Origin of the sequence: Suttonella sp. R2A3 (assembly GCF_021513215.1) — a bacterium.
Classification (GTDB): Bacteria; Pseudomonadota; Gammaproteobacteria; order Cardiobacteriales; family Cardiobacteriaceae; genus JAHUUI01.
In genome coordinates this window covers 518,756-533,001 of record NZ_CP090975.1, presented here as the reverse complement: position 1 = coordinate 533,001, position 14,246 = coordinate 518,756, and the positions used below count along the sequence as shown (strand labels likewise).

Annotated in this window: 10 protein-coding genes; 5 read left to right on the top strand and 5 right to left on the bottom strand. The window is 48.9% G+C overall.

The genetic code is table 11. The features are described 5' to 3' along the window. Positions 1-26: 26 nt before the first annotated feature. The 5 genes from ppsA to proC all read right to left on the bottom strand — a co-directional run bounded on the left by ppsA (position 27) and on the right by proC (position 5,949). On the bottom strand, positions 27-2,396 hold the full coding sequence (ppsA, locus tag L0B52_RS02530) for a phosphoenolpyruvate synthase (RefSeq protein ID WP_235064970.1): 2,370 nt from the start codon (positions 2,394-2,396) through the stop codon (positions 27-29). A gap of 122 nt (positions 2,397-2,518) precedes the next feature. Beyond that, on the bottom strand, positions 2,519-2,719 hold the full coding sequence (locus L0B52_RS02525) for a hypothetical protein (protein WP_235064969.1): 201 nt from the start codon (positions 2,717-2,719) through the stop codon (positions 2,519-2,521). Then, positions 2,716-4,578, bottom strand: a complete 1,863-nt coding sequence (gene mnmG / locus L0B52_RS02520) for a tRNA uridine-5-carboxymethylaminomethyl(34) synthesis enzyme MnmG (RefSeq protein WP_235065424.1) — start codon at positions 4,576-4,578, stop codon at positions 2,716-2,718. Before mnmG ends, L0B52_RS02525 begins: the two co-directional genes overlap by 4 nt. Positions 4,579-4,583: 5 nt before the next feature. Then, positions 4,584-5,102, bottom strand: coding sequence for a YggT family protein (locus L0B52_RS02515; protein WP_235064968.1), 519 nt, complete (start codon positions 5,100-5,102; stop codon positions 4,584-4,586). A 1-nt stretch (position 5,103) separates the two neighbouring features. After that, positions 5,104-5,949 carry a pyrroline-5-carboxylate reductase gene (gene proC / locus L0B52_RS02510; protein ID WP_235064967.1) on the bottom strand — a complete coding sequence of 282 codons (846 nt, stop codon included), beginning with the start codon at positions 5,947-5,949 and terminating at the stop codon, positions 5,104-5,106. Between the two features lie 112 nt (positions 5,950-6,061). On the opposite strand from proC, the gene L0B52_RS02505 reads away from it, so the two are divergent. From L0B52_RS02505 to L0B52_RS02485, 5 genes are read left to right on the top strand one after another with little or no spacing between them, the layout of a single operon-like run. Next, positions 6,062-7,108: a type IV pilus twitching motility protein PilT gene (locus L0B52_RS02505; protein ID WP_235064966.1), complete on the top strand. Its 1,047-nt coding sequence runs from the start codon at positions 6,062-6,064 to the stop codon at positions 7,106-7,108. Between the two features lie 8 nt (positions 7,109-7,116). Next, positions 7,117-8,334 carry a PilT/PilU family type 4a pilus ATPase gene (locus tag L0B52_RS02500; RefSeq protein WP_235064965.1) on the top strand — a complete coding sequence of 406 codons (1,218 nt, stop codon included), beginning with the start codon at positions 7,117-7,119 and terminating at the stop codon, positions 8,332-8,334. A gap of 52 nt (positions 8,335-8,386) precedes the next feature. After that, the gene (parE, locus tag L0B52_RS02495) at positions 8,387-10,306 is read left to right on the top strand and encodes a DNA topoisomerase IV subunit B (protein WP_235064964.1); all 1,920 of its coding nucleotides are present in this window, start codon (positions 8,387-8,389) and stop codon (positions 10,304-10,306) included. Beyond that, positions 10,303-12,540, top strand: coding sequence for a DNA topoisomerase IV subunit A (gene parC, locus L0B52_RS02490; RefSeq protein ID WP_235064963.1), 2,238 nt, complete (start codon positions 10,303-10,305; stop codon positions 12,538-12,540). The genes parE and parC overlap by 4 nt, the downstream gene beginning before the upstream one ends. Then, complete coding sequence (locus tag L0B52_RS02485; protein WP_235064962.1) at positions 12,537-14,246, top strand: choline/carnitine O-acyltransferase; 1,710 nt, start codon at positions 12,537-12,539, stop codon at positions 14,244-14,246. Before parC ends, L0B52_RS02485 begins: the two co-directional genes overlap by 4 nt.

Here is a 14,246-nt window from a genome sequence, read left to right as displayed (position 1 = left end):
CGCGATACAACGGGTGTTAACCGCGCTTAGCTTTTAAGCTGTTGGCTGAGATATAACCAAGTTGGTACCACCGAATCTGGGTTGAGCGAGATACTGCTGATACCCTGTTCGCGCAGCCAATGGGCAAGATCTGGGTGATCTGATGGGCCTTGTCCGCAGATGCCAATGTATTTGCCGTGTTTACGACAGGCAGCAATCGCCATCGCCATCATCGCCTTAACTGCTGGGTTACGCTCATCGAATAGGTGGGAAATTAAACCACTGTCGCGATCTGAACCGAGCGAGAGCTGGGTCATATCGTTTGAGCCGATCGAAAAACCATCAAAATGCTCTAAAAATGCTTCAGCCAATACAGCATTAGAAGGGAGTTCACACATCATAATCAGCTTAAGGCCGTTCTTGCCACGCTCTAACCCTTGCTCACGCAAAATCTCGATCACTTGTGCGGCCTCATCCGGTGTGCGGACAAATGGGATCATGATTTGAACATTGCTCAGTCCCATGTCATCCCGCACGATTTTTAACGCACGACATTCGAGTTCAAAGCAGGCACGGAAATCGTCTGAGGTATAGCGCGATGCACCACGCCAGCCGAGCATCGGGTTTTCTTCGTGGGGTTCGTAGTTCTCACCACCAAGTAAGTTTGCGTATTCGTTGGATTTAAAATCCGACATGCGCACAATCACTGGCTTGCCGGCAAAACTTGCAGCAATTGTAGAAATGCCTTCAACGAGTCGTTGCACATAAAAATCTACCGGGCTGTCATAAGCGGCAATCAATGGCGCGATTTCGGCTTTTAACGACGTATCGAGTTGTTCGTATTCGAGCAAAGCGCGTGGGTGAATGCCGATCATACGGTTGATGATAAATTCTAAGCGCGCCAGACCAACGCCAGCATTCGGCAAGCTGGCAAAATCAAAGGCACGATCAGGGTTGCCAACGTTCATCATGATGTTAAAGCCGATATCGGGCATATTATCGAGTTCGTGGCGCTCCACCGCGTAATCAAGCACACCTTTATAGATATAGCCGGTATCGCCTTCAGCACAAGATACGGTGACTTGTTGGCCGTCTTGCAGGCATTCGGTGGCATCCCCACAGCCAACGACTGCTGGCACGCCAAGTTCGCGCGCGATAATTGCTGCGTGACAGGTGCGGCCACCACGATTAGTGACAATCGCACTCGCGCGTTTCATCACTGGCTCCCAATCCGGATCAGTCATATCAGACACCAATACATCGCCGTCTTCAACGAGATGCATTTGATCAAGACTATTCACCACGCGCACAACGCCGCTGCCAATGCGCTGACCAATCGCACGACCGCTGACTAATACCTCACCACGCTGATTGAGCTGCCAGCGCTCTAAAGTATGCGTATTGTCGCGGCTTTTTACTGTTTCTGGACGCGCCTGGAGAATATATAACTTGCCATCAAGGCCGTCTTTACCCCATTCGATATCCATCGGGCAGCCGTAATGGGCTTCAATGGTCATCGCCTGTTGTGCCAACGTTTCAATGTCTTGATCGCTTAGCGCGTAGCGTAAGCTATCGGCTTCATCAACCGCTTCGGTGGTCACGGTTTCTTTCGCTTCTTTGCTGGCATACACCATTTTCTGCGCTTTCGAGCCGAGTGTGCGACGGATAACCGCTGGACGACCAGCCTCCAAGGTGGCTTTATGGACGTGGAATTCATCCGGGTTAACCGCGCCTTGTACGACCATCTCACCAAGACCATAAGAAGCGGTGATGAAAATCACATCGCGAAAACCGGATTCGGTGTCTAAGGTAAACATCACACCGCTCGATGCTAAATCCGAGCGCACCATGCGCTGAATACCTGCAGATAAGGCGACGTTTTCATGGGCAAAGCCCTGGTGGACACGATAGGCAATCGCTCGATCGTTATACAGCGAAGCAAACACTTCTTTAATCGCGTGCAGAATTGCTTCAATGCCCTGAACGTTTAAAAACGTTTCCTGTTGCCCGGCAAAAGAGGCGTCAGGTAAGTCTTCGGCCGTCGCTGATGAGCGCACCGCAAACGACACACCGTCACCGACTTCATCAGCAAAATTTTGATAATAGTCGCGAATTTGGCTTTCTAGCACCTCAGGGAAGGGCGCGTCAATCATTGCTTGGCGAATCTTTTTACCGGCCGCAGTAAGTGCGTGAATATCATCGACATCGAGTGCGGCTAACGTGCTATTGATTTCCTCGACCAGATCGTTTTCTTGTAAAAACAGGCGAAACGCTTCGGCTGTGGTTGCAAAACCGTTCGGTACGGATACGCCAAGATTGCTTAAATGGCTGATCATCTCACCAAGAGAGGCGTTTTTACCACCAACGCAGTCAATATCATTTTTACCAAGCTGAGAAAAAGGGAGAACGTATGACATGGAGAGTCCTAATAAGCGAATGTAAAACGGTGAATATTACCGCGATAAGCAAAACAGTCAATCCTTACTCGGCGATTAAGCGCAAGGAATAGAGCATGTCTCTGTTTATCGCTAGAATCGGCCTATTTGGGCAGAATATTCTCTAAGCTATAGCCATCCCATTGGTGCTCAGCATCAGGAATGAAGGTGACCCCGCCATCTTCACCGCTGCTAATCAGCCAGCCGCCCGGCACTGGGCTGCGGTACAGTGAGGCAATTTTTTTCTGGTCGCTGCTGAGGGTCTGCCAACGGATTTTTGGCGCTTTTGAACCAAAGAATTTCATAAACGGTGTTCCTGTGAATGAGACTGTTTTTTAAGATAGATATGCAGTAGTGATAACGCAGCAGGGGTCACCCCCGGGATTCTTGCCGCTTGGTCGATATTCACCGGTTGCACACGCTGTAATTTTTCGGCAACTTCAGCCGATAATCCACGCACTTTGGCATAATCAAAGGGCACCGGCAGGCGCTGTTCACGCTGACCACGCATTTTGACCACCTCTGCCTGTTGCCGCGCAATATAACCATCGTATTTAGCATGAATGTTGATTTGCTCGATGACTTCATCACTGAGCTCAGGTGCGCTGAATTCAGGCAAGGCAGCTAAGGTTTCGTAGGTGATTTCCGGGCGCTTGAGTAACTCTGCAGCATGGGTCGGTTGCTTGAGTTCGGGTAATTGTGCCGGGCGAACCAAGGTTGTGGTCAGGCGCGATTGTTCCTGTGCAATCGCTTCCATTTTTTCGCTGAACACTTGATAGCGCGCTTCATCCACCACACCGAGTTGATAGCCGGTCTCGGTTAAGCGCGCATCAGCGTTGTCTTCGCGTAACAGCAGGCGGTATTCAGCGCGTGAGGTGAACATGCGGTAGGGTTCGGATGTACCTTGGGTGATTAAATCATCGACCAAAACGCCAATATAGGCTTGTTCTCGAGTGGGATACCATGGTTCGCGTTCCTGCACGCGTCGTGCGGCGTTGATTCCGGCCAATAAACCTTGGGCGGCGGCTTCTTCGTAGCCGGTGGTACCGTTGATTTGCCCGGCGAAAAAGAGGTTGCTGATCGTTTTGGTTTCTAGGTGATGGTGTAGGCCTTGCGGGTTAAAGAAATCGTATTCGATTGCATAACCGGGTCGGGTAATGAAGGCTTGCTCTAGACCCTTCATCGCGTGGATGTATTGGATTTGTGCTTCAAACGGTAAACTGGTTGAAACGCCGTTAGGGTAGAGCTCGTTAGTGGTTAAGCTTTCCGGCTCGATAAAAACTTGATGGCTGGTTTTATCAGCAAAACGCATCACCTTATCTTCAATCGAGGGGCAATAACGCGGGCCACTGGCGTTGATTACCCCTGTATACATCGGCGATTGGTCGAGGTAGCGACGAATAACATCGTGGGCTTGTTCGTTGGTGTGCGCGATATAGCAAGATACTTGCGCTGGATGTTGCGCGCGGTTCCCCATAAATGAAAACACCGGTCGTGGATCATCGCCGGGTTGTTCAGTGAGCATGGCAAAATCAACCGTGCGCGCATCAATACGTGGTGGGGTGCCGGTTTTTAAGCGTGCCACATCAAACGGCAGATCACGTAAACGTTGTGAGAGCTCTATGGAAGGTGGGTCACCAGCGCGACCACCAGAGAAATTATTCAGCCCAACATGGATCTTACCGCCTAAAAACGTGCCCGCAGTCAGGACAACCGTTTGTGCGTAAAAATCGATTTGGTGCTTGGTTTTAACCCCTGTCACACGCGCACCTTCAACAATCACATCAGTGACTGGTGATTGGAAGATATCGAGATGTTGTTGGGTTTCAACCAGCTGGCGAATGGCAGCTTTGTATAAAATCCGGTCAGCTTGGGCGCGGGTGGCGCGTACTGCTGGGCCTTTGCGGCTGTTGAGCGTGCGCCATTGGATGCCTGCATGATCAGCGGCACGCGCCATCAATCCGCCAAGCGCATCGACTTCTTTCACCAAATGCCCTTTACCAATCCCGCCAATCGCAGGATTACAGCTCATTTGTCCAATGGTTTCAATGTTATGCGTCAGCAGAAGGGTGCGAACCCCCATCCGTGCTGCGGCACAGGCGGCTTCAACGCCGGCATGACCACCGCCAACAACGATTACATCATAAGTTTGTGGGTAGCGCATCATGGTTAAAAAAGTAGTTGTGAGGTGAGCCAATTAAGGCCTTGGCGCGCGAATTGAATCGCAAACAGCGCAGCAATTGGTGAAAAATCAAGCCCACCCAGTGATGGGATAATCTGACGGATTGGCGCGAGCAACCATTCACAACACGCTAAGGCGATTTGCATCACCGGTTGACGTGAATCTGCCTGTAACCACGAGCCAATCACCACAATTAACATCGCATAAAACACGACCTGTAACCAGGTGCCGAGTAAGAAAATGTTCACCCCGATAATGAGCGCATGATAAGCGACACGTGCGGTAATAAAAGCGGCTAATACCGCGATAATCAACGCCGGTATTAGCGAAGCAATATCAAAGCGTTTGCTCGGTATGAGTCGTTGGAAGGGCAATACCAACGGATTGGTGAATTCGTTGAGCTTGGCTACCACTGGATTGTCACCAAGGTAATAAGCATTAGCGTGAAAACGGATAATAAAGACCGCAATCGCCAGTTGAATGATAAAACCAATGAGATGCATCATCTTACCAGTCTCCGGTTAAGTCGTCGCGTAAGGCACGGGCTCGATCGATAACCGCATCCATGGTCTCACGCAGTGTGCTGTCGATATCTCGTCCATCAAGCACATTGATACCTTCGGCGGTGGTGCCGCCTTTAACCGCGACTTGTTGGCAGAGTTTGGCAAAAGATGTGTTGTTATCAGCATTTTCTAACGCGAGACTGGCTGCACCAAGCGCGGTCAACGTTACAATGTCATAAGCTTCATCACGTTCAAAACCGTAACGCTCGCCTGATTGAGCCATCGCCTGCATAAAGCGGAAGAAATACGCAATGCCACTACCAGCCATCGCCATTACACCATCAATTTGCGTTTCATCGTCGAGCCACAGGCTATCTCCACAGCTGCTGATGATCTGCTCAATCAGCGCCGTATCAGCGTCGTCCAAATCAAGATCGCTGTAAATGCCAGTGACAGAGGCTTGAACTTCGGCAGCGATATTCGGCATGGTGCGTACAATCGGCAGCTCATCACCGAGCAGTTTGCGATACGAAGCGGTATCAATCCCAGCGGCTAGGGTGATGATGATTTTGTCGTTGAGGTCATATTTGGTGATTTCTTTAAGCAGCGCGTGCATATCTTGGGGTTTGACCCCTAAGATGATGACATCAGCTTGTTCGCATAACCATTGATTATCCGTGCGACAATCAATCGCAAAGCGCTCACTCACCGCCTTTGCGCTTGGTTTGGTGTGACAAGTGGCGATCACTTGCGAGGGTTGAAATGCGCGCTCTTCTTCGCTGAGCATGCCGGCGATCACGGCCTGGCTCATGTGTCCGGCGCCGATAAAGCCAATAATCGATTGGGTCATAATGCCTTCTAAGTAGGTGAAATGATGGGAAATGGTACCACGATTTCTTTATTTGGTCAGGATGGTCTTATTTAGGTTAGAATGTTACCGAAAAATCACAAAGAGGGTAACCATGGCCAGCAAAACTTTGTTAGATGATTTATTGCGTTTTGCCCATCAAAATAATGCCTCAGATTTGCATTTAAGCTCCGGCTTACCGCCAATAGTGCGTGTTGATGGGGATATCAAGCGTCTTAACATGCCTGAGCTTGATGCGCAAGAGCTGCGCAATATGGTTTATGACATTATGGCCAATTCGATGGTGCGTGATTTTGAGGAAACGTGGGAAGCGGATTTTTCCACCGAAATTCGCGGTATTTCGCGTTTTCGTGTCAATGTGTTTAATCAAAACCGTGGGATCGCCGTTGTTTTCCGGATTATTCCTAGCAAAGTACTTTCCTTACGGGAGCTTGGTGCGCCGGAGAAATTTGTTGATATCATCGATGTGCCGCGTGGATTGGTGCTGGTTACTGGTCCGACGGGTTCGGGTAAGTCAACCACTTTGGCGGCGATGCTCGATCATATTAATAACACCAAACACGAACATATCCTCACCATCGAAGATCCGATTGAATTCGTCCATCAAAGCAATAAGTCTTTGATTAACCAGCGTGAAGTTTATCGTCATACGCAAAGTTTTAATAACGCCTTGCGCGCGGCGCTTCGTGAGGACCCGGATATTATTCTGGTTGGTGAGCTGCGTGATTTAGAAACGATTCGTTTAGCGCTCACTGCTGCCGAAACAGGCCATTTAGTCTTTGGTACACTGCATACCAGTTCAGCGGCCAAAACCATCGATCGGATTATCGATGTGTTCCCTGGCGAAGAAAAGCAATTGGTTCGTTCGATGCTTTCTGAGTCACTTCGCGCGGTTATCGCACAAACCTTACTCAAAAAACAAACTGGTGGGCGTGTTGCAGCGCATGAAGTGTTAGTCGGTACGCCTGCAGTGAAAAACTTGATTCGTGAGGATAAGGTTGCACAAATCTATTCGATGATTCAAACCGGTGCGCAGCACGGTATGCAAACCTTAGACCAATCGTTGCAGGATTTGGTGATGAAAGGGGTTGTCGATTCAGAGCATGCGCGCACTAAAGCCCAAGATAAATACTCATTCTAAGGAACGTTATGGTCATTGAGCAAGACAAAATTAGAGCGATTTTTGAAAAAATTGCAGCGACTGCGGTAGAGCGCGAAGCCTCCGATATTTTTATTAATGCTGAAAACCATGTAGCGATTAAAATCAATGGCTTAATGCACTATATGAAGAATCTGTGGTTTGAAAGCAAGGATGTCTACAATCTGCTTAAAACTATCGTTCGCCCAGAAGCTTATGAGCAATATTTAAAAACCAACGAAATGAATGTGATGGTGGATATCCCGAATCTTTCTTTATTTCGTTTGAATGCCTATATGCAGCGCAGTAAGCCTGGAATTGTTTTGCGTTTAATCCCATCAGTCATTCCTAAAATTGAGGATCTACATTTACCGGGGGAGCAAAAAATTAAAGACCTTGCGATGCTCAAACGAGGGTTGGTGATTGTCTGTGGTGCTACCGGAACCGGGAAATCGACGACGCTGGCGGCGATGATTGACCGGCGTAATGAACAAAGACGGGGTCATATTATTACCGTGGAAGATCCGATTGAGTTCATGTATCAATCGAAAAAATCGGTGGTGATTCAACGAGAGATCGGTATTGATACGGAATCGTTTGGTACGGCACTAAAAAACTCTCTGCGTCAAGCGCCGAATGTGATTTTGATTGGGGAGATTCGAGACCAAGAAACGATGGAATACGCGATTCATTTCGCAGAAACAGGTCATCTTTGCTTGGCGACTTTGCACGCAACCAATGCTGTACACGCCCTTGATCGTATCGTAAATTTTTTCCCAAGAGATCAGCGTAAAATGCTGTTAGAAGAATTGGCAACACATCTAGAATGTATTTTAGTGCAACGGTTGTTACCGCGGTCTAATCAGGAAGGGCGTATTGTGGCGATGGAGATGATGTGTTTAACGCCGTATATTGAAAAATTGATTCATGAAGGTGAATTAGAAAAAATCCATGACGCTATGGAACGTGCGAATATCGATGATGGTGTTTTTACCTTTGATCAGTGTATTTTTGATCTCTACGAAAAAGACCTAATTAGCTTTGAAGACGCAGAAATGTTTGTTGATTCACCGAATGATTTTCGTGTGCGTGTACGTAATGAATCTGAACGACCTATGGCACAGGCGATGCAGTCAAAAATGTCATTTAAGATCCAAAGTGATGAAAGTCTGGAACACGAAATGCTTAGAAGACGCCTTGCTGAACGTCAACGCTCGCAAGGAAAATAATAGCTGACTATAATGGCATGTTTATCGTATTTTTAACCCTTAATTTGTTTGTATGAGCCAACCGTATCGCGCGGCGGATTTATCGCTGCTTAAAGGTCTTGACCCGGTCAAAATGCGCCCGGGTATGTATACCGACACAACCCGCCCTAACCACTTAGCCCTTGAAGTTATCGACAACAGCGTCGATGAGGCGCTTGCCGGACACGCCACAAAAATTGAGGTAATCCTACACCGTGATAACTCATTAAGCGTGCGTGATGATGGGCGTGGTATGCCGGTCGACATTCATCCTGAGGAACAGGTTAGCGGGGTGGAATTGATTCTCACTCGCCTGCACGCGGGTGGTAAATTCTCGCGTAAAAATTATGCCTTTAGTGGTGGTTTACACGGCGTCGGTGTGTCGGTGGTCAACGCCTTATCTGATCGATTAGAAGTCGAGATTGAGCGCGATGGGGCGCGTTATGGTTTGGTCTGTGAGCATGGGGATGTGGTAGAGCCCTTGCAGGAAATCGAGCGCATCGGCAAACGCCGCCACGGAACGTATTTACGCTTTTGGCCGGAAGCACGCTATTTTGATAGCACCAATTTTTCTGTGCCAAGGCTGGTACACGCACTCAAAGCCAAAGCGGTACTCTGCCGTGGGTTGACCATAACCTTGCACAATGAGCATAACGAAGAAACCCATACTTGGTGCTTTAATGGCGATCTGGTCGAGTACTTAAATGGTGAGCTCGATGGCGCTGCAGTCTTGCCAGAATTACCGTTTGGTTTACAACACAGCGATGATGAAGGCGCGCTTGAAGTGGCGCTTTGCTGGTTGAGTGAGCCGGCAGAGCTCAATATCGAAGAAAGTTACGCCAACTTGATTCCAACTACCGGTGGCGGCACACATGTCAATGGTCTTCGCTCAGGACTTGTCGATGCACTGCGTGAATTTTGTGAGTTTCGTCAGTTACTGCCGCGCGGAATCAAACTCACTCCGGAAGATGTGTGGGCGAGCTGCCAATATGTCCTGTCGGTAAAAATTCCTGAACCACAGTTTGCCAGCCAAACCAAAGAGCGCTTGACCTCAAGACAATGCGCGAACTGGGTGAGTGCGCTGATAAAAGACCAATTTGCCTTATTCCTTAACCAACACAGTGAAATTGGTGAGGCGATTGCCGAGCTCGCGATCAGTCACGCACAAAAACGGCAACGTGCGGCAAAAAAAGTTGCACGTAAACGCGTTTCTGGTGGGCCGGCGTTGCCGGGCAAGCTCGCCGATTGTATCAATCAGGATCCACTGACTGGTGAGCTGTTTTTGGTGGAAGGGGACTCGGCTGGTGGTTCGGCGAAACAGGCGCGTGATCGTAATATTCAAGCGATTATGCCGCTGCGTGGAAAGATTTTGAACACTTGGGAAGTCGAAGCCGATCAATTAATGGCCTCGCAAGAAGTGCATGATATTGCGGTGGCGATTGGCATGGACCCGGGTAGTGAGGATTTAAGCGGTCTGCGCTACCATAAAATCTGTATTTTGGCCGATGCGGACTCTGATGGGCTGCATATCGCGACCTTGATTTGTGCGCTGATGGTTCAGCATTTCCCAGCCTTGGTTAAAGCCGGGCATCTCTATGTGGCGATGCCACCGCTTTATCGCTTAGATGCTGGTAAACGGGTGGAATATGCGCTGGATGCCAGCGAACGCGATGCGCTGGAGAATCAAATTCGTCGCGATGGTTTTCGTGGCAAGATTGAAGTCACGCGCTTTAAAGGGCTGGGTGAAATGAACCCACCACAATTGCGCGAAACAACGATGAATCCGGATACGCGCCGTTTGGTGCAATTACAACTTGATGAAGAAGATACTCACGCAACACTCGATATGCTGTTAGCGAAAAAACGCTCAGCGGACCGGCGCGACTGGCTGGAACGCAAAGGCGATATCGCCGATGATATGACGGTGGTGCGAGAAGAGGGCAGCGAATCATGATTAGCGAAGAACAACAAAAATTAAGCGCCTTTAGCGAAAAAGCGTACCTTGATTACGCGATGTACGTCATTCTCGATCGTGCCTTGCCGCATATTGCCGATGGGCTAAAACCCGTACAGCGCCGTTTGGTTTATGCGATGTCTGAGCTTGGGCTTTCTGCAGCGGCGAAACATAAAAAATCATCGCGCACGGTTGGTGATGTGCTTGGTAAATACCATCCACATGGTGATAGCGCCTGTTATGAGGCGATGGTGCTAATGGCGCAAGAATTTAATTATCGCTACCCGTTGGTTGATGGCCAAGGTAACTGGGGCAGCGTTGACGACCCTAAATCATTCGCCGCAATGCGTTATACCGAATCACGGTTAACCGCGTATGCAAAGAGCCTGTTGAGCGAGATCGATCAAGGCACGGTCAGTTGGGTGGCCAATTTTGACGGCACACTCCGTGAACCCGCGCAATTACCCGCGCGCCTGCCGAATATTCTCTTAAACGGCGCCAGTGGGATTGCGGTCGGGATGTCGACTGATATCGCGCCGCATAATTTGCGTGAAGTGGTTAATGCCTGTCTGGCCTTGATTGAAGATCCGAGCTTAGATGAAGAAAAACTGCTTGACTACATCCCTGCGCCAGATTTTCCAACTGGTGGCGAACTCATCACCCCGCGCTCAGAAATTGCCGCCATGTATCGTAGCGGCACAGGTTCATTAAAACTGCGTGCGAAATATCGCATTGAAGATGGCAATATTGTGATTGAACAACTGCCGTATCAAGTCTCGGGCAGTAAAATTCAAGAGCAAATCGCCAAACAAATGCAGGCGAAAAAGCTCAATTGGCTCGATGATTTGCGCGATGAATCTGATTATGAACACCCGATTCGTCTGGTGCTAGTACCGCGGTCAAATCGGGTCGATAACGAGCGTTTGATGCAGCATTTATTTGCGACCACCGATCTGGAAAAAAATTACCGCGTACATTTCAATATGATCGGCCTCGACGGTAGGCCACAAGTGAAATCGCTCTATGACGTGCTGAGTGAATGGCTGAGCTTCCGCGAGCAAACCCTGCGTCGGCGCTTGCAACACCGCCTAGGGCAAGTCAATGACCGCTTGCATATTTTAGATGCCTTGCTGCTCGCTTATCTTAATTTGGATGAAGTTATTCGCATTATTCGTGAAGAGGATGAGCCGAAACAACGCTTGATTGATATTTTTGCGCTCACCGAAGTGCAGGCCGAGGCGATTTTAAACACCCGCCTGCGCCATTTAGCACGTTTGGAGGAGATGAAAATTCGCGACGAGCAATCAGCGCTCAGCGAAGAAAAAGCCGGCATTGAAACCTTACTCGATAGCGATAAACGCCTGCGCTTGTTCTTAGCTGAAGAACTGCGTCAAGATGGTGAAACTTATGGCGATGCGCGTCGTACGATGTTGGTTGAGCGTGAAGCAGCCAGCGCGTTAGACGAACGTGAATTAATGCCGAGTGAGGCGGTCACATTGGTTGTCTCACAAATGGGCTGGGTGCGCGCGGCTAAAGGCTATAATGTCGATGGTGCGAGTTTGAATTATAAAAGTGGCGATGGGTTTTTAACCCAGGCGAGTGGCCGTAGCAACCAGCCAGCGTGTTTGCTTGCTGATGATGGCCGTTGCTACACGCTCGCTTTGCACGATTTACCGTCTGCACGCAGCTATGGTGAACCACTCTCAGGCAGCTTGTCGATCAGTGCGAAACAAAAAATTATCGCTGCGCTGGTGGTTGATCCGAAAGCACGTTATGTGGTGGTGGCCAATAATGGTTATGGGTTTGCTGTGGCAGGCGAAGACTTGCTCAGTAAAACCAAAACCGGTAAAGCGTTAATCAATACTGGCAAAACCGCAACCGCATTTGGCATGTACGGCCCGATTGGCGATAATGGCCGGTTGGTGTTAGTGAGCAACGAAGGACGTGTGGTGCTGTTAGATGTGGCGGAGCTGCCGCAGCTGGCGAAAGGTAAAGGCAACCAGCTGATCGGTATTAGCGGCAAAGCATTTGCTGATGGCACACGTTTAGCAGCGTGTCACTATATTGAAGATGGGAAAGATGTCGCGTTATACAGCGGCAAACAAAAAATGTACATTCGCCAGCGTGATCATGAGCAATATCAGGCTACGCGCGGACATAAAGGACAACTCTTACCCAAAGGTTATCGCAAAATCGATCAGATTATTGCGATTGATGAGGAGCAAAATTCATGACCCCTTTACCGATTCCGGCTTTAAACGACACGTTAGAGCGGTATCTCCGATGGCTAAAGCCACTTGTTGATGAGAAAACTTATAAGCAATCAGTGGTTGCGGTGGAAACGTTTAAAAGTGATGCTGGGCCGCGTCTACAGGAAGCATTACAGCATTTTTCTGCCGGTTGTGCGCCGAATTCGTGGCTGATTGAGCGTTGGCGTGAAAATAACTTACGCAATCGCGACAGTTTGCCGTTATCAACCAATGTCGCGATGGAAATCGCTTGGAAGGCAACACAAAATGGACTCAAACGTGCAGCGCACTTTATTAGCGCGCTGGTGCAAGTGCATGCGGATTTTCAATTAGAAAATATTGAGCCGAGCAAAAGTCCACGCGGTGAAAAGCTGTGTATGTCGCAGATGGCTATTTTAAAAGGCGCTTCACGGCGTCCGGGCAAAGATATTGATCGCTACGTTTTTAACGATAGCGATGAGCCTTCACGGCATATTGTTGTCTTGTATTTAGGCTATGCTTGGCGGGTGGAAGTGCTCGATGAACAGGGCAATGTGGCAACGCCGGCGCAAATCGATAACGTCATCCACGAGATATTGGAAAAACACGATCAACAAGCAGAAATTGCCTTTACCGCACCTTCAGTGCTTCCAGCAGAAACCGCCACTGAAATTCGCGCGCAATTGATTTGTCGTGACGATAACAGTCGAATCTGGCAGTGTGTGGAGCGTGCGTTATTTGTGCTTAGCTTGAATAATGAGCATTTTACCGATGCCGATAGTACGATTGCTGATGTAATTTTTGGCGATGGTGGTAATGTGTGGGCGTACAAACCGCTCAATTATTGCTGTTATTTGAAAGACGATCGCTATTATGTGCATTTTGAGCATACTTGGAACGATGCGGCAGTACTCGAAGAGATTATCAAGCGTGCACAGGCACACTATGACGCCCAAGACTGCCCGCGCAAAAATTTACTTGGTGAACATCTCGGGATGCAATCGCTGGAGTGGTCGATTGACGAACAAACCCGTTTATTGCTCAAAGAAGCGTTGGCAGAATATAGCCGTCGCGCGGAAAGCTTGCGTGTGTGGCACAACGAGCTAACCCTTAACGAAGAAGACCAAAATCTCTTACAAGACTATAGTCTCGATGGGATCTGTCAGCTGATATTGCAATATGCGCAATACGCCACCTTTGACCGTGTGCGCTCAACCTATGAAGCCGTTGATATGCGTCATTATATTCAAGGGCGCACCGAATGCTTACGCCCGGTATCTGAGCAGTCGCTTGCCTTAGTGCGTGCAATGGCGAACAGCAAAGCCACCCTTGCCCAGCTTGAAGCGTTTAATGATGAGCATAAAGCGCGGATTAAGGCGTGTAAACGCGGCGAGGGTGTGCACCGTCATTTATTAGGCTTGCAGATCATGGCCGAACAAGGCGATGAAGACGTGGCGTTTTTTAAAGATGAGGGCTTACGTTTGCTCAGTGAAGATTTCTTATCGTCTTCCTCGCTCGGCCCACACCATACCATCGGCAATGTCGCTTTTGCGCCAACACATGCTGAAGGCTTAGGCGTTAATTATTCTGCCAACCGCAATCATCTGAACTTTATGGTTATTTTCCGCCGCCAGCAGGGCGCTGCGGTAAAAACGTTTATGGCAGAGCTAGAAAACGGCTTAAAACGTTTGTTATTGCTGTTGAGAAGTTAA

Coding starts and splice junctions, on each gene's coding strand:
- ppsA (WP_235064970.1), bottom strand. CDS start 2,396: ATGTCATACGTTCTCCCTTTTTCTCAGCTTGGTAAAAATGATATTGAC.
- L0B52_RS02525 (WP_235064969.1), bottom strand. CDS start 2,719: ATGAAATTCTTTGGTTCAAAAGCGCCAAAAATCCGTTGGCAGACCCTC.
- mnmG (WP_235065424.1), bottom strand. CDS start 4,578: ATGCGCTACCCACAAACTTATGATGTAATCGTTGTTGGCGGTGGTCAT.
- L0B52_RS02515 (WP_235064968.1), bottom strand. CDS start 5,102: ATGATGCATCTCATTGGTTTTATCATTCAACTGGCGATTGCGGTCTTT.
- proC (WP_235064967.1), bottom strand. CDS start 5,949: ATGACCCAATCGATTATTGGCTTTATCGGCGCCGGACACATGAGCCAG.
- L0B52_RS02505 (WP_235064966.1), top strand. CDS start 6,062: ATGGCCAGCAAAACTTTGTTAGATGATTTATTGCGTTTTGCCCATCAA.
- L0B52_RS02500 (WP_235064965.1), top strand. CDS start 7,117: ATGGTCATTGAGCAAGACAAAATTAGAGCGATTTTTGAAAAAATTGCA.
- parE (WP_235064964.1), top strand. CDS start 8,387: ATGAGCCAACCGTATCGCGCGGCGGATTTATCGCTGCTTAAAGGTCTT.
- parC (WP_235064963.1), top strand. CDS start 10,303: ATGATTAGCGAAGAACAACAAAAATTAAGCGCCTTTAGCGAAAAAGCG.
- L0B52_RS02485 (WP_235064962.1), top strand. CDS start 12,537: ATGACCCCTTTACCGATTCCGGCTTTAAACGACACGTTAGAGCGGTAT.